Origin of the sequence: Shewanella inventionis (assembly GCF_014641855.1) — a bacterium.
In the GTDB taxonomy this organism is placed as follows: domain Bacteria; phylum Pseudomonadota; class Gammaproteobacteria; order Enterobacterales; family Shewanellaceae; genus Shewanella; species Shewanella inventionis.
The window spans coordinates 1-21,616 of record NZ_BMII01000009.1; the positions used below are offsets into that span (position 1 = coordinate 1).

The following is a 21,616-nucleotide window of genomic DNA, read 5'->3' on the forward strand; positions in this document are numbered from 1 at the left end:
GTAGGTGAATAATATCTATTAGATCACAGGCATCGATACACCGCAAGCTCAAAAAACAACCAACTTGTTTTTTAGTAAATAGACGTTAAAAACGTCTATTTTGGAGAAATTCTACAGCCTCAACGCCCAATTAAGGGGTGAGCAACGCTACCACCCAACCTAAAGCACTGTTCCGTAACCACTAAAAATGAAGTAGAAGCAAAAATGCCAAGCGTTGGGAATCCCTCTTAAATTGTTTGTTATGTTTACCACAACCACATGATTTAATTGAGAAAGAACTGCGATTTATAACGTTTTTTATGAGCTAGACCACAACGCAAGAACCAACTTGACCGCCAAAGGCGATAAACCAGCAACAAGTAATGCCACTTCCCTGCCCAATGAGGCAACCCGCCGAAGTAACAACAAGCGCCCTTTCTTTCCAATCACAGCGCAAGACAATGGAAAATTGCCGAGGCAACTGCCAAGCAAATTGCTGATTGACCAAGAACCTCACAGCGACTTTAAGCCAGAGAACTAAAACCTAGCCAGCTCGACCTGAAAATGAAGCAACCCACGAATATTGGCATGTTTTACAGCCGAAGAAACTAAAGAACTTAGGCCGATAATGCCGATTTGCTGAGGCAACTCGGACGAATGGCCAAAGGGACAAAGAACAGAGTTCAAAGAGTTTTTAAGCCACTGAAATACAAGTAAACATAACGCCCCATTCAGGGGCTGATAATAGCTTGCTAAAATGTGAAGCGAAGCGGAACCGAGCAAGCTGTTAGCAGTCCCGTTACTGTAATGGCTTGTTATGTGGCTATTTATTTAAACCACTGTCCTATGTTTTCTTCATCAGCAGATGGGTGTGAAAATATACCTTCATCTAACGCTGCGACAAAATAATCAGCATCTTCTGGGTTTAAACCAGTATCAGAGTAATTTAACACTTTAATATTGTCGACCAACGCAAAAGGCTGTGCATTATACATTTGGTATAACTCCATAGGCTTTGACATCCCCTTAGCCCAAGCTTTGATAAAATAGACATCTTGCTTACTTCCGTTTTCAAGAGTTATTAATCCATCCTGCACATATGCCCAGCTATCGGATTTTTGCGATAAGGTGTTTAAAAATTCTTGTCCAAGAATAACCGCATTTTGCTGGGTGTCTGCTTCAAAGGTTTTAATTTCTCGGTTTTCACCTTGATAGTAAATAACTAAAGGAACTAATAATTCACCTTCTTGTAAATCACTGCCAATCAAAACACTATGTGCTAATACTAGACCTATAATTTTTCCTACTGCTCCAGATATCAACTTCTACTCCTTGTCACATAACAGCTTATTGAAGGGCAAAACAAAATTAAAGTCGCCCTTTAAGTTATTGATTATTAACATCCTACATTTACTATCTTATTGATGTAAAGCGATTTAATTTAACTCCACTGACAAATAAAAGCGAGCTTGCACGTTAAAAGTGGACTTAATATTCGTCAAAGATTAAAAGTGCATTAATTTCAATGCATTAAAAAATAATCAAATTATTTCCCGTACGACTTTAGTTTACTTATTAGCCGATTTAGCTTGAAAACACGTCAAAACCCATTATAACTGTATATAAACAAGGGCTATCCATTTAGCGCCACCAGTGTCAATATGTAGTAATGAAAACTTCATCGTATTTATTAAAAGCTGGCGTTGATTACCCTACAAGTTGGGACGAGTTTGTAGATTGGTTTCATGATGAACAATCTTGCATCAGCTACCTTTACGCACTTCGTTGGCCAAACGGATTCATTTGTCCAAGCTGTTCAAGCCATCAATCACCTTATCAGTTAAGTAATGGCAAGTTAAAATGTCATGCTTGTCGTTCTCAGTGTTCAGTAACATCAAGTACACTTTTTGACAAAACAAGAACCCCCATGAAAAGTTGGTTTGCTGCGGTCTGGTTTATTACAAATCAAAAAAATGGTGTCAGCGCTCTTGGAGTTCAAAGGCTATTAGGTCTTGGGAGTTATCAAACCGCTTGGTCATTAATGCACAAGTTAAGACATGCCATGGTTGATCCTGAAAGGGATAAGTTATCCGGCATCGTAGAGGTTGACGAAACACTAATAGGTGGCGTCGTTCCGCAATCATCTATTAAAAATCAACAGGGTAAGCGTAAGGCTGTAGTTTTGGTCGCTGTTGAGCTGCTATCACCCTCTGGATTTGGTCGGATACGTTTAAGGCAAGTGGAAAGTGCAACTAAAGAACATATCCATCAATTCATTCAAGATGTAATTGAACCTGGTAGTACAATTTGTAGTGATGGCTCTCAAGCATACAAACAAATAGACAAGAAAGGATATAAGCATAACCGAATAGTGCATTTAGGTTCATCTGTACCTGCACATGAAACAATGGCTGGGGTACATCGAGTCTCATCATTATGTAAAAGATGGCTTTTAGGTACATATCAAGGCGCGGTAAAGGCTAAGCAACTTGATTATTATTTAGATGAGTTTACATTTCGCTTCAACAGAAGAAAGTCAGATTCTCGGGGATTATTATTCTACAGGCTGCTTGAACAAGCAGTGCGTTCTAAGCCGATAACGTACCAATCAATTAAAGATCGATAACCACAATATATAGTGGTTGGTTGTGCTAAGTGGATAGCCCTTATATAAACACAGTGCAGGTAACATAAAGGGGGAAATGATGGCAGGAACTGGATATTTAGAAGCGATTAGACAACAAATTAGAGTACGGCATTACAGCTATCAAACTGAAAAATCTTATTTGTATTGGAATCGATATTTTATTCGCCATTTTCGTTTTTCGACGGCAAAGCAAATTTCCCCTAGCCATATTGAACAATTTTTATCATTTTTGGCAAACAATAAACACGTATCAAGCAGTACACAACAGCAAGCCCTTTGCGCCCTTGTTTTTGCGTTTAAACATGTATTAGCTATCGATACTGATAATTTACAGTTCCCATATGCTAAACCTCCAAGTCGTATTCCGCAGGTATTAAATGATGTTGAGGCCAAACAGGTCATTGATAATTTACATGGTAAATACCAACTGATTGGCTGTTTATTATATGGCGCGGGGCTAAGATTAACTGAAGCGTTAAGTATTAGACTTAAGGATATCGATTTTGAAAATCGCACACTTTTTGTATTTAGAGGTAAAGGTAAAAAAGATAGAGTTTGTATTTTACCTAAAATGACCATTGACCCCATACAGCAGCAGATGCACCTTGTGCGAGAGACTCATGCTCACGACTTATCTCAGGGATTAGGGATGGCTTCTTTGCCTCCTAGCTTACTCAAAAAGTTTGGGACAAGCGCCAAACAATTACATTGGCAATATCTTTTTCCTTCGATTCACTGTGTGTCACATCCTGTTAATGACTATAGATGCAGACATCATATTGACCCAACAACATTTAGAAAGGCATTAAAAAAAGCAGTTCAGAAAACGACTATCACTAAACGCATTACCGCTCATACTTTTAGGCATTCCTTTGCAACAAACTTACTGAGACGTGGTCACGATATAAGAACCGTGCAGGAATTACTCGGCCATAATGATGTAAAAACAACCCAGATTTATACCCATGTTGCAGGTTTGCACCAAACAGGTGTACAAAGCCCAATGGATTACAGTTAGCAATAATAATTACTTAGTCCGAGATAAAACCTATTGAGTAAATCCCTGTTAAATAACGCCCACAAAAAAAGGCCCTTCCGAGCCCTTTATCAATGCTTTTTGTGCTTGGTATGTATTAACTTCGTAAACCAATCCCACGAGATATAAGATAATACGCCAGCGTCCATAGGCTGGCACAAAAGCCCACCATAATGGCGATTGATAATGGCACACTAATGTCGGCAAAGCCTAAGAAGCCGTAGCGAAATACGTTAATCATATACACAACAGGGTTAAGCGCTGACACGCCTTGCCAAAAGTCTGGTAATAACGATAACGAATAAAAAACGCCGCCCAAATAGGTCAGTGGCGTTAGAATAAATGTAGGGATAATACTAATATCGTCAAAGCTTTTAGCAAACACCGCATTAATTAACCCGCCCAGCGAAAACAACACTGAGGTTAAAAATACTGTAAGTATGACTAAACCTACATGGTGTAGAGTGATGTTCACAAACAACATCGCCACTAGGGTTACGATTAAACCTACACACAAACCACGAGCAACACCACCGCCAACATAACCGGCAATTAACACGTAATGCGGGACAGGCGCGACCATGATTTCTTCAATGTTGCGTTGAAATTTGGCACTGTAAAACGACGATGCCACATTAGAATATGAGTTAGTGATAACCGACATCATGATTAAGCCTGGTGCGATAAACTCCATATATGACACGCCGCCCATTTCACCGATCCGGCTGCCAACTAGGTTACCGAATATTAAAAAATACAAGGTCATGGTGATAGCTGGCGGTACTAACGTTTGCACCCAAATGCGGGTAAAACGGTTAATTTCTTTGGTTAAAATACTTTTAAAAGCCACAAAATACAGACTATTCATTATTTTGACTCCTTGGCTTTTTCAACCAGCTCTACAAATAATTCTTCTAGGCGGTTGGCTTTATTGCGCATTGATAACACCTCGATGTTTGCGGCGCTCAATTGAGCAAATAGCTCATTAATATTGTGCGATTTAGCCACGTCCACTTCTAAAGTATGACGGTCTGTTAAGCGGCAATTCATATTAGCCAATTGCGGCGCGGTCTCTAAGTCATGGCGCAAATCTAAAATAAAGGTCTCCACATCAAGCTTGCTGAGTAGGGCTTTCATGGTGGTGCACTCCACCAGCAAACCTGTGTCAATAATGCCAATGGTGCGGCACAGCATTTCGGCTTCTTCTAGGTAGTGAGTGGTTAAAATAATGGTCACACCTTGCTGATTGATTTGCTTTAAAAAATCCCACATTGAGCGGCGCAGTTCAATGTCTACCCCTGCGGTTGGTTCATCTAAAATAAGCAGTTTGGGCTCGTGCATTAACGCACGCGCAATCATTAAACGACGCTTCATACCGCCCGATAACTCGCGGGCTTGGGCATTGCGCTTTTGCCATAAATCAAGTTGAGTTAAGTATTTTTCGGCGCGTTGTAATGCCACATCTTTAGGCACACCGTAATAGCCTGCTTGGTTAACCACTATTTGTTGTACGGTTTCAAACTGGTTAAAGTTAAACTCTTGCGGCACTAATCCAATACACAGTTTGGCTTGTTCAAGCTGCTTGTCGATATCAAAGCCAAATACAGACACAGAGCCAGAGGTTTTTTGCACTAACGAGCTGATAATGCCAATTGTGGTCGACTTGCCAGCGCCATTTGGGCCAAGCAGGGCAAAAAAGTCGCCCTGCTTTACCGTCAAACTGATCGACTTAACCGCTTGCACGCCGCCTTTATAGGTTTTTTTAAGGTTTTCGATCACCAATGCATTGTTGGTGTTACTCATTGCCATACCTCTAATCCATGAATTGCGCATTAAACACTTCTTATTACGTACTGCTAAAGACGTTATAAAAATGAAAAAAGATGCAAAAATCTTTAGACACTTAAAACAATACTCCCGCCGAAAAGCGGGAGTGTATACCCAATTAACCAGAATATGCTCGATGTTGGCAAGTATGGATAGGGAATGTAAAAAGCCCCACTTAATCTAGCGGCACCACTTTAGCAATGTAAGGCAGATTGCGATATTGCTCGGCATAGTCGATACCGTAACCCACAATAAACTCGTCAGGAATGGTAATACCGATAAAGTCGACTGGCACATCAACTTCGCGGCGCTCTGGTTTGTCGAGTAACGTGCACAGCGCAAGACTTTTTGGGTCACGCAGTAGTAGCATCTCGCGTACTTTGTTTAGGGTGTTGCCTGAGTCAATGAGGTCTTCAACTATAAGTACATCTCGGCCTGCAATATCAGATTGTACGTCTTTAAGTACCTTAACATCGCGCGAGCTACTCATGCTGTTGCCGTAGCTAGACACAGACATAAAATCGATTTCAACATGACCTTTAATACGACGACACAAATCGGCCATAAACACGACAGAGCCTTTTAGCAGGCCAACCATTAATAAGCGCTCGCTGTTGGCATAATGTGCATTAATACGCTCAGCTAGCTGGTCTAACGTTTTATTGATTTCTTGCTCAGAAATCATCATTTCAATTGTGTGCTTCATAAATATCTCAATTGTCGATGTCGTTTGGCTGGGTGTGTCCGTATCCCCAGCGACTCGTTAAGTCGTGCTCTATACCCAAATGATCTAGGATCCGGGAAATCATGAAGTTTACCAGATCTTCTACCGATTGGGGATTATGATAAAAGCCTGGTGCTGCTGGCATAATGGTGGCGCCATTGCGGGTTAGGCTTAGCATATGCTCTAAGTGTATGGCGCTAAACGGAGTTTCTCGCGGAACTAAAATCAATTGCCCCCGCTCTTTTAGTACAACGTCTGCTGCTCTTTCGAGCAAATTATTGCTCATACCTGTTGCCACTGCCGCTAACGTACCCGTTGAACACGGGCAAATCACCATTTGTTTTGGCGCAGCGCTGCCTGAGGCCGGTGGCGAAAACCATTCATCTTTACCCAGCACCACCAACTCACCTTTAAGGGGAGCATCTGGGGTATCAAGCTGTTCAAGCAATTGCGCTTTGGCTTTGTCTGGGTTGGCGCTAAGTTGTAAACCATGCTCGGTGGCCAGTACCACTCTCGCGGCACTGGATATCATTAAAAATACCTGGTAGTCGTTCGCCAGTAAGCATTCAAGTAGCTTAATACCATACGGCGCACCTGAGGCACCGGTCCAGGCGAGACTTATTGCTTTGGCTTTTTTGGCGTAGGCCATCTTGTATCCTCTATTGCATTGACGTTTACGCTAATGCCTTAATGATTTTTTGATGAATACCATTAAAACCACCATTACTCATTATCACCACGGTATCACCTTGATTTGCCGTGTCGGCAACAGCGTTAACGATGTCGTCGATGCTGTGGTATACAGTTGCGGGGATTGGAGCATTTGCCATGCTGGCACTTATATCCCAGCCAATATTGTCTGCTTGATATAAATATGCCACATCGGCTAACGCCATCGAATTGGCTAAGGTGTCTTTATGCACACCGCTTTTCATGGTGTTGGAGCGCGGCTCAAGCACGACAATAATCTTCCCCGCAGCATTGGTATCAACGCCCACTTTGGCACGTAAACCTTGTAAGGTGGTGGCAATCGCTGTGGGGTGATGGGCAAAATCGTCGTACACGCTAATATCGTTAACCGTATCAAGTAATTCTAAACGACGTTTTGGCGGGCTAAATTGCGCTAATGCCTCAATGGCGTGATTAGGCGCAACCCCAACATGACGAGCGGCAGCAATGGCCATTATGGCGTTTTCAATATTGTGCTGACCAATCAAGCCCCAACTCACAACGCCTTGCGTTTCACCGTTAAACAACACTTCAAACTCGTGACCGTCGTCGGCAATCGTACGCGACTGCCAGGCGCTTGGTTCAGTTGTTGTAGCGTGTTTAGAATAAGTTTCTTGCTCGCTCCAGCAGCCCATATCAATCACTTGTTTAACAGCGTCAACGTCGCGTGGCCAAATCACTTTCCCCTCACCTGGTACGGTGCGAATAACATGATTAAATTGACGTTGAATGGCGGCCAGATCGGCAAAAATATCGGCATGATCAAACTCTAAATTATTGATTACCAGCGTGCGCGGACGGTAGTGAACAAACTTAGAGCGTTTATCAAAAAAAGCGCTGTCGTATTCGTCGGCTTCAACCACAAAAAACGGTGAATTACCTAAGCGCGCTGACACACCAAAGTTTTGTGGTACGCCACCAATTAAAAAACCCGGCTCATAACCGCAATACTCTAACACCCAGGCGAGCATACTTGAGGTTGAGGTTTTACCATGAGTGCCCGACACAGCTAACACCCACCTGTTTGGCAATATATGTTCTGATAAAAATTGCGGCCCTGAGGTGTATTTCATGCCACGGTTTAATACCGCTTCAACACAAGGATTACCACGACTCATGGCATTACCAATCACCACTAAATCGGGTTGATTCTCGCCTTCTTTACCCAGTTGGATTGGGTCAAAACCTTGTATTAGTTCAATGCCTTGTTGCTCAAGCTGAGTGCTCATTGGCGGGTAAACGTTGGCGTCGCTTCCGGTCACTTTATGGCCCATTGCGCGGGCAAGCAGGGCTAATCCGCCCATAAAAGTGCCACAAATCCCTAAAATGTGTACGTGCATGATTTCACTCTACTGATCCATTATATGGCGCTTATTCTAATCTATTGCGCCAGTGAATGTCAGTTAACAATTATTGAGAATCATCAATGGGATTAGGGCGAATATAAAAAGAAAAATAACCCCATGCTCAGCACAGTGGTAAGTAAGGTGTTGCGGGTAATATAAGCCAGCACCGTAGCCACCAGCGCACAGGTTAAATAAGGGTTATGCATGCTAATGGCCAGTTTACCCTCTGGTACAAACACAATAGGGGCGAGTATGGCCGTTAAAACAGCAGGAGCAGAGTAACTTAAAAAGGTTAAGGTGTTTTTACTCAACCGAAGTGGGATTTTGGGTTCTAATAACAAGTGCCGACTCACAAACACCACCGCTGCCATTGATAAAATAATCAACCATGTCATAGGTTGTCCTCCTTGGTGGGCGTGATATCAGCACCGGGGGTATCAGTAGTTGCAATGCCTTCATTGGTGAATTTGGCATAAGCCATACCCGCAGCCATGCCCGATATGGCGGCAATCAATAAACCAGCTTGAATGGCAAACACGGCGCACACCACCGCTAAGGTGAGCGACACTAATACACTCACTAAAATTGACGGCTTTTTCACTGTGGGGACCACTATGGCGATAAAAGTGGCAGCAATGGCAAAGTCGAGCCCAAGCTCACCTAAATTATCGATAGACTGGCCAGCGACTATGCCGAGTAAGGTGGCTATGTTCCAGCCAATATAAAAGGTTAAACCGCCACCCAGCGCATACCAGCGATCAAATTGATGCTGTGCAGACGTTTGGCCGCCATGAGTCTGGTTTGAAATAGCAAATAACTCGTCGGTGAGTAAAAACCCCAGCCCTAGCCGCCATTTAAGGGGTAATGGGCTAATGTGACTGCGCATGGCCATGGCATAGAGTAAATGCCTTGAGGTTATGAGCAAGGTGGTGATTAAAATGCTGCCAATACCAATACCGGTTTTTATCATCCCGAGGGCGACCAATTGCGCACTGCCTGCAAAAATAATCGCCGACATGGCCTGGCTTTCTATCGCAGTGAGGCCAATCTCTAGTGCGAATGAGCCGGCTAAAATGCCCCAGGGGATGACTGCAATGGTTAATGGCATCACCGCTAAGGCACCTGCAAAAAATGATTTGGTTTTATTGGTGGATCGAGTAATAGATTCGGCAGTGCTCACATCATCTCCTTATGCGCTCAGTTGGCAAGAAGATTAGCTTAATCTGAATAATGCAGTAAAGCGTTATGAGTATTTCATTTTTTTACGCGGTGAGTAAATCAAAGGGCGTATATTGACAAAATACACGCCCTTTTTGTCGTATTATAGCTGGGTAAATTGTCTAATTAAGTTGTGATACACATTGTGTAAATTGTCGAGTTCGGCGCGATCGGTTTTGTTGGCGTTAATCAGCTTTTGAATACTTTGGTCAAGTTGATACAAGGTTTGGCGTAAGTTTGTATCTGCCACCATGCTTTGCATCCAGGTAATAGCAGCAACACGCTGGCCACGAGTGACCGCGGTAACTTTATGTAAACTGCTTGATGGATACACCACTGCATATCCGGCTGGCAATTTAATTTGTTGCTGACCAAATTCAGTAGAGATAACCAATTCACCGCCGTCGTATTCTTCTGGCTCGCTTAAAAACACCGTCATCGACACGTCGCTGCGGATCACTTCACTCGTGCCCGGTATCCGCATAATTGCGGCGTCGACATGGTAGCCATACTCTTCGGTTTCACTATAACGATTAAAACACGGTGGGAAAATTTTATGCGGTAATGCCGCGGAAACGATTTTAGGCGTATCACCAATGCACCCTAAAAGCTGGTTAGCCAGCTGGCGAACGTTGGTATCTTGTGCATCGGCTTGATTGTTATTTTTTACTGAAGCTGCCATCCCCATTGCGGTTTTACGGCCATCGCCCCATGGACATTGCGCTAACTGCTGACGATAAGCGCTGACTTGCTCTTTGCTGAGCACTTTTTCTATAACAACCATGCTTATTTCCTGTTTTTTAAAATCAAAAAACCAACGCTTAACGAGAAGTTAAGCGTTGGTGTTATCGGTAAATCGCTCGATTAAAATTCGTATGTCATCGACAGTCTTGAATTACGAGCATCACCAAGGTACATAAATGAACCTGAACGATATGCCGCTGTCCAGTATTCTTCGTTTAACACGTTACCCACGTTAATGCGGAATGTTAAGGCTTCAGTAGCATTGTAACTCGCAAATAAATCAACCACTTGATAGTTAGGCACTACGATGCTGTAACGCTCATTAGTCGTGTCATAACCTGCCGCAGTATCTGGTTGGCCGCCGTACATTTCGCTTTGGTAAGTGTAGCTACCACCAAATACAAATGAGTCTGATATTTGATAACGTAATTGTAAATACGCGCTTTCATCTGCAAAGTTACTTAACGCTAAGCCAATGTTTGCTGGGTCGTAAGAATCTAATATTTCTGAATCCATTTTAGCGGCAGAGAATTGAATGCTGAGCTGTTCAGTAATGTTACCCACCATACCAAACTCAATCCCTTTTACGCGGTTTTCACCTGTGTTGAGCGTACCTAAGGTTGAGTAGCTGTCACCAACGCTTTCCATTACATCACTTTTTGTGATTTGGAAAATCGATGCTGAGAACATCATTTTGTCATCAAATAACATCCACTTGGTGCCAAGTTCGATGTTTTCAACGATTTCAGCGTCGGCTTCTGTGGCTTGCTCTTCAGTACCACAAATACCGCCATAACCACAGTTTGCTCCTAGGTCAGACTCGCCACCATTGATGTTGGTAGCCGTGCTGTAGTTAGCATAAATGTTAGCGTCTTCATACAAGTCGTAAACCAAACCGAAGTTGTAGTTATACATGGTGTCTGAATATTCATAAAGCGCATTGGTTGTGTCGTTGCTGTAGTCAAAGCTGTCGAGCCTTAAACCGTAAAACATAGACAATTGCTCGGTTAACTCAACGTTATCCATCATATACGCCGACACAGTTTCAATGTCGTATACTGCATCTGAGCCGCCATCAACATAACTGCGCCCCATAAGTTGGCTGATGTTATCAACCGTATTACCATCACCATCGATAATACAATAAGACTCAGACACACCGCGACGACCATTGGTAGTACAGTTTGTCGGGTTGTTATTGGTAATAGTGTACACACCGTTATCGACATTTTCGTCTGTGTATTCCAAACCAAACACTAACTTATTATTAAAACCAAAGATTTTAGTGTTCCAGAATAAATTGAACTGAGTGCTAACATAATCCACATCTTGATTACCCTGGTGAGTACTTAATGTTAACGTACTTGCGCCTGGTGCTGTGGCATCGGTATCGGCACGGGTTGTACCGCCCATCCCCGTTGTAATATAGCCGTTTTCGGTATGGCCAACTCGCGTGGCGTTGTACAGGGTAATGTCGCTATTAAGCTCGTACTCTGTGCGCAGAGTAAAGGTGGTCACCTCTGAGTCTAAAAAGTCGCCTTCTTGTGCATATACCGGAATATCTTCTAATGGCTTACGAGTGGTTTGATCAAAATAGCTGCCTAAATCGGGCACATCTTCTGCTTTAATATGATACACATCGGCAATAAACGATAAGGCATCTGTGGTTTCATACACACCCGATAATTGCACACCATTACGGTCGCGACTAATACCCTCGCGGCCAGGCTTATCTTCTTGTGCAGTTAAACCGTTTAGGCGCACAGCGACTTTTTCTGATAATGGTAAGTTGTAGTCAATGGTTACGCGGCTGTGGTCGTCACTGCCTACCCCAACATCTACTCGGCCAAAGTCATAGGCAACAGAGGCTTTTTTGGTTACGCTGTTAATGGCACCGCCCGATGAACCACGGCCAGCAAATGTTGAGCTTGGGCCTTTAGTAATTTCAACGCGCTCAGTGGCAAAACTTTCGCGGGTTGTCATGCCTGGGTCACGAAGGCCATCAACAAACACGTCGCTGCGGGCTTCGTGACCACGAATAATGTAACGGTCACCAAATGCGTTACCGTTTTCACCTGTACCAAGAGTTACACCTGCTTGAGCAGATAAAATGTCTTTAAGGTCGGTGTTTCCTGACTCTTGGATTTGATCTTGGGTTAATACCGTGATGACCTGTGGCGTATCGACTAACTCAGCCAAACGGCGTTTGTCGGCCGAACTGTTAAACATGTAAACTGAATTTTGTACACCATGAACACGAATGCGCTCAATAGACTCGTCTGTTTCAGCTGGTTTACATTTAGCTAATATATCCTTATCGCAAGTTTCATTGTTGGTATCTGCAGCATAAACCGCAGGACTACCAAACACTAACGCAGCAGCAACAGCTTGGGCACCCAATGATAACTTACTGTAACGGTTCGATTTCATGTCTAACATCATCCTTTTATTAATTAGCGTTTATGAAAGTGCTTTTATGTGACGCACTTTACACAAACACAACGAAGATCACAAATACAAATCATTATCATTTGTGTAAAGATTGTAGTTAGCAATGTATATTTGCGCTGCATTAGATGACAGCCAGTAACAAATTAAAGATGTCGTTGACACTAAATGTACAGCCTATTTCAACATAGAGGCTGCACAAACTTGGATGAGGTTAAAGATTAACGGTGAGTAAAACGCTATTAAGTGGTTTGGTATAGCTCGAGTGGCAACCCATCTGGATCACTAAAAAAGGTGTATTGCTTATTAGTGTACTCATCGACTCGAATGGGCTCAACCTCTACATCATGCTGTTGTAAATGCTGTACCACTTGCTTGATATCGTCGACTTTAAATGCCAAATGGCGTAATCCTTGTGCCTCAGGAAAGCTCGGTCTTGGCGGGGCACCATTAAACGAAAACAGTTCTATTTGACTGCCGTCGGGCAAGGCTAAATCCAGTTTGTAGGAATCGCGCGCTTGGCGATAATTTTCGGCAATAATCTTAAGCCCTAATACCTGAGTATAAAATGCTTTTGAGCGAGGATAATCGCCACAAATGATGGCTACATGGTGGATGCCTTTTAGCATAACGTTCCTGTTATTAATAATACGCTAATAAATAATAAAACCCTGATAGCACAAGTCTATCAGGGTTTTAATCAGCATGAAAAGTGGTTACAGCTTAAGGTAACTCATGAATTATCTTGCAATTGGCTCTGAGTCACCTACAGCCTATTAAACACCCACTGCGCCACCATCATCTTTACGAATAATCACAGTGGCAGCGCGTGGACGCACACTAACCCCTGCTGGTGTAGCTTCATCAGCTTTATCTGAATAAGGCCAATTGTCTGGATGCTGAATGTTGGCAAATACCGTGGTGTAATCAGGCGTAATGGCAAAACCTGTGACTTCGCAGCCGTTAGGCCCAACAAAGAAACGTTTAAGTTGTGTTTGATTGTCGGCGCCAACCACTTGTTGATTGCCGTCAGCATCAAGCATAGTTGAAGGCACAATGGCTAGCATTTGGTCGTTGGTTTCTTCACCTACTTCAGATGCGCCATTATCGGTTTGTACCCATAAAATACCACGGGCATCGAATGCTAATCCGTCTGGGCTGGCAAACTGGTTAAGGTCGGTTAAGCCAGATAAGTTGGTTTCTGCATCGCCATCATCTGGCGAGCCAAAAACAAAGATATCCCAGCTAAACTCTGTTGCCGCGTCGCCTTCATCCCAACGGATAATATGACCAAAGTTGTTATTTAAACGTGGATTAGCAGGGTTAGTGCTCTCAGTACGTCGACTGTTATTGGTCAGTGTCAGGTAAACCGTGCCAGTAAATGGGTCAACCGCTGCCCATTCAGGGCGGTCCATTGGGGTTGCGCCCACTAAATCAGCTGCACCAGCTGTGTTTAAAATAATCTCTTCTAATGAGCTAAAGCTATCTGCTAATGTGCCGCCGTCAGTTGTCATGCCGTCAAGAGTTAACGGTAACCACTCACCTACTCCGTCTTCGCTGAATTTTGCTACATACAATGTGCCAGCATTCATGTATTTGTCGCCCATGCTTAAGCGGTTACTGCTGTTAGCATCTGCGGCGTCCCACACTGCGTCTGACACAAACTTGTAGAGGTATTCAAAGCGAGAGTCATGCCCAGAATAAAAAGTCAGCGGCTTGCCTTCTTCAAGTTTACCAAACACACAACCTTCATGACGGAAACGGCCTAATGCTGTGCGCTTAACTGCACGAGAGTTAGGATTGTATGGATCTATCTCAACAATATAACCATGACCATTGGCTTCGTTACGGTAATCGTTCGCTGCACTTGTGCCGGTTGGTGTCATGTCAAAACGTGCAAACTCGTCTAGGCGCTCTTCGTCATGACCTGCTAGATGATTCCAGCCATAACGCGTGTCAGTGCTAGGAATACCAGTGCGTGATTGCTCTTCAGTCCGTTCGCCTTTATTGACAAAGTATTCTGGCCAGTTTTCTTCACAGGTTAAATACGTGCCCCAGGGCGTGTAACCATTACCACAGTTATTTAAGGTACCGCGCGCCTGGCTGCCGTCTGGCGAGTAGCGTGTTTCCAGGTATGAGCTATAGGCTAGTGGACCGGCAATATCCATAACACTTGCACCGGTAAAGCGGCGGTTATAGCTATCGTTTTCAACCACTTGCCACATGCCAGACACTAACTTAATCCGTACAACTGACACGCCATGGGCGTTGATTTCTTTGCGCACCTCGTCGATGACACTGCGTTTGCCATCGGTGTCATACGTTGGGCCTGTAGGGTGTAAGGCATCTTGGTCAATGTATTCGTGGTTAATACATAGTAAGCCATCATCACCTGCATCATTAAGCGGGAAAAAATGCATACCGTCATGATGCATACCCACTGAGTTTGCTTGATCATCTGCAGTGTTACTACCGTCATCTTTCCATGCTGCGGCTTTTGAGTTAAGAGGCGTACCCCATGGTGCTAATACATAAGCAGAATAACCCGCAGGAATGGCCACTGCGTCTGTTAACGACCCAGGGATTGACTCAAACCCTAATACCGCAGAACTTTTAGTTGGCGCAGTTGGTGTTGTCGGAGTGGTTGGTGTTTCTGTGGTGCTGTCATCATTATCAGAACCACAGGCACTTAGCCCAAAACCGCCAAAGGCAGTCAGGGCACTTAGCCCTAAACCACGCTTAACAAAGTTACGACGTGACAGGTGTTTTTCCATCACTTCATTAAAAGGAGTGTTATTACTGTTATTAAAACGAGTTGGGTTAAACGTCGCCTTGCTCATATATTGTCCTTAAGTATGCTCACAAAATAACTGCTTCAATCTAGGTATGATTATTCGACAATTAAGATAAGCATCAAATGTGACAACAAGGTTCAAAAAGCGTGACAAAAATGTGGCATTTAAAAGACGGTAATGACAATAGGAGAATAGGCCACTCCCATTATGAAGTGGCCCTAAGTGATTATTTTTTATTACGTGATGGGCGTTGACCTAAGGCTTTTTTGCGGGCTTGCTGCTTTAACGCGCTTTTGGTCGTTTTACGAGTAGTAACAGCAAGTTGAGTTAAATCAGGCTCAAACCCTGTTAACCATTGTTGCGGTAGGCGGCGATCTAAAAAGGCTTCGAGTTTTATCAGTATTGGCTCATCATCAACACTGAGAAACGTGATCGCCTGGCCTTGATTACCTGCACGACCTGTACGGCCAATTCTATGGACATAATCTTCTACTTGAAACGGTAATTCCATATTAACGACATAATTAAGCTCGTTTATGTCTAGGCCTCTGGCTGCAACATCTGTAGCCACCAATGCGGTTAACTCGCCATTTTTAAATTGGCTTAACACTTGCTCACGCAAGGCTTGCGATAAATCTGCATGAAACACTTCAGCACTCACGCCCTCGTGCTTCATTTGTTTAACTAAAGCATCGGCACCTTGTTTGGTGCGGCTAAAAATCAAGGTTTGTTGCCATTTTTCTGCCTTGATTAAATGACACAAGGCGGCACACTTTCGGTTGCTATCGAGGTTATAAACACGCTCAACAATGCTTGCGGCAGTGGTATTACGCTTGGCCACCTCAATGACTTTAGGCGACTGCAATAAACGCTTACTAAAACTAAAAATACGATCATCTAAGGTGGCCGAAAACAACAGCGTTTGCCGGGTTTTTGGCACTTGTTTTAACACATCAATAATTTCGTCTTTAAAGCCCATATCTAACATACGATCGGCTTCGTCAAATACAAGGTGAGTTAACTGCGATAAAGACAACGCTCTTTTACGCAGCAAATCCAATAAACGCCCAGGTGTTGCCACTAATATGTCTGAGCCACCAGCAAGCTGGCGAATTTGCGCGCCAATACTTACACCACCGTACACCATCACACTGGTAATGCTGCTGCCGTGGGCATATTGCTCAATACTGTGGTGAACTTGTTGTGCAAGCTCGCGCGTAGGTACTAATACCAGCGCGCGAATGGCGCTAAAATTATTATGAGGATTAAGCGCTTGCTGGCTCAAAATGGCATGCAAAATGGGTAATGCAAATGCTGCCGTTTTCCCCGTGCCGGTTTGTGCCCCTGCCATCACATCTTGACCGCTTAATATCACTGGAATGGCACTTAATTGTATAGGGGTGGCTTGCTGGTAATCTAATTCAGCCAATCGAGATAATAAGCTTGGGTGTAACGATAATTCTGCAAAAGACATAAACGCTCCAATAACTAGAATTTGTATTTTATACCAAATCCATAACCGCAATCACGTAAATGATCTGCTCATCAAAATACTTAATCTCAACTCAGGTTGAGAGATGAATAAAACCTTGAAAGATCAACAGACCCTAACAATAACGCCATACGATACATTCAAACTTGAAGTTTGCGCTGATAACGTTATCGGTGCAAAGAGCTGTTTGATATACATTTATTATCCAGAGTTGGGGTTACTTATCTTCGCTAAACAGTGCGATGCGCCACATATGGCTAAATTACAACTAAAAGCACTTGACTCGTTGAAAAAGAGGAATACAATTTAAACATGTAAAATATTTATATGTTTAAATAATCATCTCGAGGCATCATCATGAGTTTTTCAATTAGCGGTATTTTTAAACCAGCCAAACAAACTGAACCTGTTAGCCATGTTGCGCCTAAAGCTGAACAAACCAACAGCGCACCGAAAACAGACACGCCACAGAAAAAACAAGGCAATGGTGGCAGTTGTTGTGGTGGCTGCGGTGGTGCTGGTCATTAACTTTTAACGCTATCACGCTTAAATATTAATAAACTCTCTTTAATATACAGCGACGGGTATTGTGCGGTCACATTCACAAACCCGTTGGCCTGAGCCACCCTTAACGAGCCTTGGTTCTGCCCATCGATATAGGCAAAAACTGGGCCTGTGATAGATTGTTTTAAAAACAGTGCTAGCGCCTGAGTAGCAATGCCCTTCCCCCAATATTCACGCCCAATCCAATAGCCTATTAAGCGTATTTCAGGTTCATTAGGCGTGGTTAGATCAGCATTAACCCACGATACTAAATGACCAACTAACAGGTTATTTTGCCAAATCCCTTTTGCCAAGCTGTGCTTATTTGCAAAAATATTCTGCTGCCAATGCTGATAAAAAGCTTCGCGTTCACGCGATGGCACATCTGCCATTTTGTTAGCAATGGGGTCATACTGAAATGCAAATAACCTCTCTAAATCATGCTCACACACATCTTTAAGATAAATATCCATTACGTTTTGCTCACCTATAGGCTGTACAACCAAGATCAATTATATTGGTTCTAGGGTCTTCATTTGTCGTTAAGGAAACACCATGAAACATATTAGAACCTGGCAATGGCTTGGATTTGCTGGCTTAATCCCGTTTGTTACACTCAGTTTGCTGGCCTTTAATCACAGCCTGTTATCACCCGAGCATACACTACTGGGTTTTATCAGCTATAGCGCGATTATTTTAAGTTTTATGGCGGGGGCATTATGGGGCAAAGCTGTAGCACTGGATCTCGATGACGGTATCGCTAAATTATTGATTATCAGTAATGTTATTGCGCTAGGTTGTTGGATTGCATTATTAACGCCGTTTGAATTGTCGGCATTAATCTTACTGGTCAGTGGTTACGTGTATTTGCTGTATATCGAGTTTAAAGCCAAACAATTATCTGCGACCACCAGCTACATTACTCTGCGCACAATCCTCACTAGTGTTGTTGCTGTGTGTCATATTGTGGTGATGCTCAGCTTGTATCAATAAGTAAAACCTGCCAAGCCCATAGTGTATCTATGGGCTTGATGCCAGTTATAATCCGGCCTGGCACTGCTCTTGATAATTAATCATTGGCGATAAAATTGGCATCATGCCTTTTAATACCTGTAATGGCAGTGCAGAGGTAAAGCTAAAGTCGTCGGCTTTTTCACCTGGTACAAACGCGGTTAACGTACCAAAGTGATGGTCACCTAAATAAAATACAAAGGTGGCGGTGCGGTTTATTGCCGTTGACGACACCTTACGACCGTTTCGGATCTCGGTCGCAATACGGTTGTCACCAGTACCTGTTTTACCGCCCATGATGATCAATTGGCCGTTGGCATCTAATAAGCTGCCGTTTAGTCGTCTGGCTGTGCCATTTTGTACGACATTGCCAAGTGCACGCTTAAGCGCTCTAGCGACTTCTTGATGCATCACTCGTGTGACCATTTGCTTATTATTAGCAAGCGTCACCTCGTAAGGGGTGTCTTTAGCAAATTGCAGTTCATCAATGCGCACCGTTGGGAACCGATAACCGTCATTTTGAATAATGCCCATCAGCTCGGCTAATGCTGCGGGCCTGTCACCCGAGCTACCTAATGCAGAACCTAATGACGGCACCATGTATTCAAACGGATACCCCATACGTACCCAGCGTTGGTGGATACTCAAAAACGCTTCAACCTCAAGCATAACCTGGATCCGCACATCGCGGGCATTTTGATGACGAGTTTTAAACAACCAACGATACACGGCTTGCAATTGTGGCTGAGCATCGTCTAATACTTGAGTTAAGCCCGTTTCTGGGTAGTCATTTAAATACCGTAATACCCATAACTCCAACGGGTGAACCCTGGCAATATAACCCTGATCGGCCAAGGTAAACTTGTCTTCGCCGTACTTGTTATAAAGCAAGTTAATTTGTTTGTCGGTAAAACTTTTAGTTGGCAAACGGGCAGCTAAAAAGGCGTTAAGTTCACGTTCGCCATCGTAAGGTTTTAAATAACGATATGCTGCCGTTAATTTATGCTCTTGTTGCGCGATACCATCAAATAACACGTCTAAACGTTGCTCAGGAGCAAGCTGGCGATATTTGCGATAAAAACGTTTTACAAACGAGCTACCTTCGCGTTTAGCAAAGGCTTTTAGGTATTCTTCGCGGCGCGGGTCTTTGTCATTACGCAATAATTGCGACACACTGCCTTCGCTATTGTAACTACTGCTGTAACTGACAATATCGCGCATTAAGCGCACAAACGGTAAGTTAATAGACTCTTGCAGCGCTTGATATAAAGTCGGTATGCGGCTGTTTTCTTTTTTATTGAAGTTATTAAATACATGCAAACCGCCGCCAGTAAAAAAGCGCTCTTCTGGTGACGCGGAATATTCGCGCTGCAAAGCTGCGTCAAGCATACGGGTTAAGTTACGGTCGCGGGTGGTGATCAAATAATCCACCACCCAACGGGTAATATGATCTTTGCGCTCAACATCGACCTGACGCAAATCGGCTACCGTCATTGCCGAAAAACGCTGTTGCAGTTCGGCAATAATGTCTAAGTAGGTGGCTAATACGCGCAGTTTTGCGGTAGAGCCAAGCTCCAGTTTACTGCCTTCGTTAATATCAAAAGGTTGATCAATACTGTCGGTTTGAATACGCACGCGGTTTGCGCTGTCGGTACTTTCATACAAGGTAAAGCTGTAAAGCACCTTATCTAACTGCTCGGCAGACAGTAAACGCTCGCCCAACAAGCCAACACGCTCTGCGGCGCCAACCTGAGATAAGCTGCGTAAGTAATCACTCACTTTTTGTTGTAACTCACCATGATAAGTACTGTTAATGGCTAAATCATAGCGGTCTAGGTCATATAAATTAACATCCAGCATGCCTGCTGTGCGAATGCGCACAGCATTAACCCCTTTGTTGTTGGCTGGGTTAGTCATTGCTGACTTAGTGGTATCAAACTTTAACGTTTGCTCTAATGCCGACACCATTAACTGGGTATCAATTAAGCCATCACGGCCTAATAAACGTAAATAGCTGTCAACCAATGACTCTAAATCATCATGGCCTTGCAGTAGGTAATAAGATGGCCGGCGCTGGGCTATCATTAACGCCACTATTTCTCTAAATACTTTACCGCGCTGGGCTGCATTTTGCTGAGTATGACGGCTAAGCAATAGCTGGTTTGCTTGAGCAAAATCAGTTTTAAACCACGCCCATAAACCATCGCCAATACCATGCACCTCACCAAACCCCGGAGCCGACGAGAGGGGGACAGTATTAAGATAATCTTGCACAATACGTTGGCGCGCCTTAACGGTACTTTCGCCTTGTTGATACACCCTAATAATGGCTGAACCAATTTGCAGCAACTTGTCTTTGATACTTAGCGTTAACCCATGGTTAGAGTGCCTGAATTTTTCAATTTGAGTGGCTAATGTACTGCCACCGGCCTTTGACATATCGACACCGGCAATTTCTGCAACTTGGCTGGCAGCGGCCAACACAAAACGGGGCCAATCGACCACAGGATTATATTTTTCTTCAGGGCTTAGCATTTCGCGGTTTTCAATAAACAACAAGGTGCTGATAACCTGCTGCGGAATGGTATCTTGATCTTGATAAACACGTTTAGGATAGGAGAAATCAAACACTGTCATGGCCCGGCAGTCTTTAATTAGAAGTCCTGACTGGGCTTTTTCGTGATATGGCGGAAAGAAACCCATTTCGGTGTAATCCATCAACATAGGCGAAAATGCCACTTGTTGAGTAATTTGGTAATTACGCTCCATTAAACGTTCAATTTTCTTAGGCAACTGGCTGTAACCATGACGGTCATCAAACGGGCCATATTTAGGATAAATAACCGCGTCGCTGGGATAGTCACGCAATTGATAAGTTAACTTGGTGGCGTATTTGTGTAAAAAGTACGATTGGTAATACGATGTTCTTACTTCAAACTCAACCAAATAGGCTGTGGCTAAAATAAGAATAATCATGAGCAAACCAGCTTTACTTTTACGGGCTTTAACTGGCTTTACCTGTGACTCTTTTGGGCGGTAATTATCAAACTGACGTTCAGTATGCTGACTCGACACAA

The 21,616-nt window shown here is 43.5% G+C and carries 20 protein-coding genes; 5 read left to right on the forward strand and 15 right to left on the reverse strand.

Annotation, left to right across the window (positions count from 1 at the left end; all coding sequences use genetic code 11):
- Nucleotides 1–806: 806 nt before the first annotated feature.
- Nucleotides 807–1,301: a hypothetical protein gene (locus IEW93_RS06530; protein ID WP_188738173.1), complete on the reverse strand. Its 495-nt coding sequence runs from the start codon at nucleotides 1,299–1,301 to the stop codon at nucleotides 807–809.
- A 347-nt stretch (nucleotides 1,302–1,648) separates the two neighbouring features.
- On the opposite strand from IEW93_RS06530, the gene IEW93_RS06535 reads away from it, so the two are divergent.
- Together IEW93_RS06535 and IEW93_RS06540 are read left to right on the forward strand one after the other, a co-directional pair.
- The gene (locus IEW93_RS06535) at nucleotides 1,649–2,605 is read left to right on the forward strand and encodes an IS1595 family transposase (protein WP_188738175.1); all 957 of its coding nucleotides are present in this window, start codon (nucleotides 1,649–1,651) and stop codon (nucleotides 2,603–2,605) included.
- A gap of 76 nt (nucleotides 2,606–2,681) precedes the next feature.
- Nucleotides 2,682–3,644, forward strand: a complete 963-nt coding sequence (locus tag IEW93_RS06540; RefSeq protein WP_223418772.1) for an integron integrase — start codon at nucleotides 2,682–2,684, stop codon at nucleotides 3,642–3,644.
- Between the two features lie 115 nt (nucleotides 3,645–3,759).
- On the opposite strand, the gene IEW93_RS06545 is transcribed toward IEW93_RS06540, so the two are convergent.
- From IEW93_RS06545 to IEW93_RS06600, 12 genes are all read right to left on the reverse strand, one after another.
- A complete protein-coding gene (locus IEW93_RS06545; protein WP_188738176.1) occupies nucleotides 3,760–4,530 on the reverse strand; it encodes an ABC transporter permease in 771 nt (256 codons plus the stop codon).
- On the reverse strand, nucleotides 4,530–5,465 hold the full coding sequence (locus IEW93_RS06550; protein WP_188738397.1) for an ABC transporter ATP-binding protein: 936 nt from the start codon (nucleotides 5,463–5,465) through the stop codon (nucleotides 4,530–4,532). The genes IEW93_RS06545 and IEW93_RS06550 overlap by 1 nt, the downstream gene beginning before the upstream one ends.
- 199 nt (nucleotides 5,466–5,664) lie before the next feature.
- On the reverse strand, nucleotides 5,665–6,195 hold the full coding sequence (hpt, locus tag IEW93_RS06555) for a hypoxanthine phosphoribosyltransferase (RefSeq protein WP_188738178.1): 531 nt from the start codon (nucleotides 6,193–6,195) through the stop codon (nucleotides 5,665–5,667).
- A 7-nt stretch (nucleotides 6,196–6,202) separates the two neighbouring features.
- Nucleotides 6,203–6,862 carry a flavin prenyltransferase UbiX gene (locus IEW93_RS06560; protein WP_188738181.1) on the reverse strand — a complete coding sequence of 220 codons (660 nt, stop codon included), beginning with the start codon at nucleotides 6,860–6,862 and terminating at the stop codon, nucleotides 6,203–6,205.
- A gap of 25 nt (nucleotides 6,863–6,887) precedes the next feature.
- Nucleotides 6,888–8,282, reverse strand: coding sequence for a UDP-N-acetylmuramate:L-alanyl-gamma-D-glutamyl-meso-diaminopimelate ligase (gene mpl / locus IEW93_RS06565; RefSeq protein WP_188738183.1), 1,395 nt, complete (start codon nucleotides 8,280–8,282; stop codon nucleotides 6,888–6,890).
- Between the two features lie 92 nt (nucleotides 8,283–8,374).
- A complete protein-coding gene (locus IEW93_RS06570) occupies nucleotides 8,375–8,683 on the reverse strand; it encodes an AzlD domain-containing protein (protein WP_188738185.1) in 309 nt (102 codons plus the stop codon).
- On the reverse strand, nucleotides 8,680–9,468 hold the full coding sequence (locus tag IEW93_RS06575; protein ID WP_373284883.1) for an AzlC family ABC transporter permease: 789 nt from the start codon (nucleotides 9,466–9,468) through the stop codon (nucleotides 8,680–8,682). Before IEW93_RS06575 ends, IEW93_RS06570 begins: the two co-directional genes overlap by 4 nt.
- Nucleotides 9,469–9,609: 141 nt before the next feature.
- Nucleotides 9,610–10,290: a Fe2+-dependent dioxygenase gene (locus tag IEW93_RS06580; protein WP_188738187.1), complete on the reverse strand. Its 681-nt coding sequence runs from the start codon at nucleotides 10,288–10,290 to the stop codon at nucleotides 9,610–9,612.
- 80 nt (nucleotides 10,291–10,370) lie between these two features.
- Nucleotides 10,371–12,680 carry a TonB-dependent receptor gene (locus IEW93_RS06585; RefSeq protein ID WP_188738189.1) on the reverse strand — a complete coding sequence of 770 codons (2,310 nt, stop codon included), beginning with the start codon at nucleotides 12,678–12,680 and terminating at the stop codon, nucleotides 10,371–10,373.
- Nucleotides 12,681–12,940: 260 nt separating this feature from the next.
- A complete protein-coding gene (gene gloA2, locus IEW93_RS06590; protein WP_188738191.1) occupies nucleotides 12,941–13,327 on the reverse strand; it encodes an SMU1112c/YaeR family gloxylase I-like metalloprotein in 387 nt (128 codons plus the stop codon).
- Nucleotides 13,328–13,474: 147 nt separating this feature from the next.
- The gene (locus IEW93_RS06595; protein WP_188738193.1) at nucleotides 13,475–15,538 is read right to left on the reverse strand and encodes a PhoX family protein; all 2,064 of its coding nucleotides are present in this window, start codon (nucleotides 15,536–15,538) and stop codon (nucleotides 13,475–13,477) included.
- A gap of 181 nt (nucleotides 15,539–15,719) precedes the next feature.
- Entirely contained in the window at nucleotides 15,720–16,967 is a 1,248-nt protein-coding gene (locus tag IEW93_RS06600) for a DEAD/DEAH box helicase (RefSeq protein ID WP_188738195.1), read from the reverse strand.
- A gap of 103 nt (nucleotides 16,968–17,070) precedes the next feature.
- Between IEW93_RS06600 and IEW93_RS21995 the strand changes: the two genes are divergently transcribed.
- Both IEW93_RS21995 and IEW93_RS06605 read left to right on the forward strand, forming a co-directional pair.
- Nucleotides 17,071–17,295, forward strand: coding sequence for a hypothetical protein (locus IEW93_RS21995; RefSeq protein WP_229706634.1), 225 nt, complete (start codon nucleotides 17,071–17,073; stop codon nucleotides 17,293–17,295).
- A 47-nt stretch (nucleotides 17,296–17,342) separates the two neighbouring features.
- On the forward strand, nucleotides 17,343–17,513 hold the full coding sequence (locus tag IEW93_RS06605; RefSeq protein ID WP_188738197.1) for a hypothetical protein: 171 nt from the start codon (nucleotides 17,343–17,345) through the stop codon (nucleotides 17,511–17,513).
- Here IEW93_RS06605 and IEW93_RS06610 read toward each other — a convergent pair.
- A complete protein-coding gene (locus tag IEW93_RS06610; RefSeq protein WP_188738199.1) occupies nucleotides 17,510–18,001 on the reverse strand; it encodes a GNAT family N-acetyltransferase in 492 nt (163 codons plus the stop codon). The genes IEW93_RS06605 and IEW93_RS06610 overlap by 4 nt on opposite strands.
- An 82-nt stretch (nucleotides 18,002–18,083) precedes the next feature.
- Here IEW93_RS06610 and IEW93_RS06615 point away from each other — a divergent pair, with 82 nt between their 5' ends.
- Nucleotides 18,084–18,521 carry a DUF3429 domain-containing protein gene (locus IEW93_RS06615; protein ID WP_188738200.1) on the forward strand — a complete coding sequence of 146 codons (438 nt, stop codon included), beginning with the start codon at nucleotides 18,084–18,086 and terminating at the stop codon, nucleotides 18,519–18,521.
- Nucleotides 18,522–18,566: 45 nt separating this feature from the next.
- Here IEW93_RS06615 and IEW93_RS06620 read toward each other — a convergent pair whose 3' ends face one another.
- The gene (locus IEW93_RS06620) at nucleotides 18,567–21,614 is read right to left on the reverse strand and encodes a transglycosylase domain-containing protein (protein WP_188738203.1); all 3,048 of its coding nucleotides are present in this window, start codon (nucleotides 21,612–21,614) and stop codon (nucleotides 18,567–18,569) included.
- Between the last annotated feature and the right edge of the window lie 2 nt (nucleotides 21,615–21,616).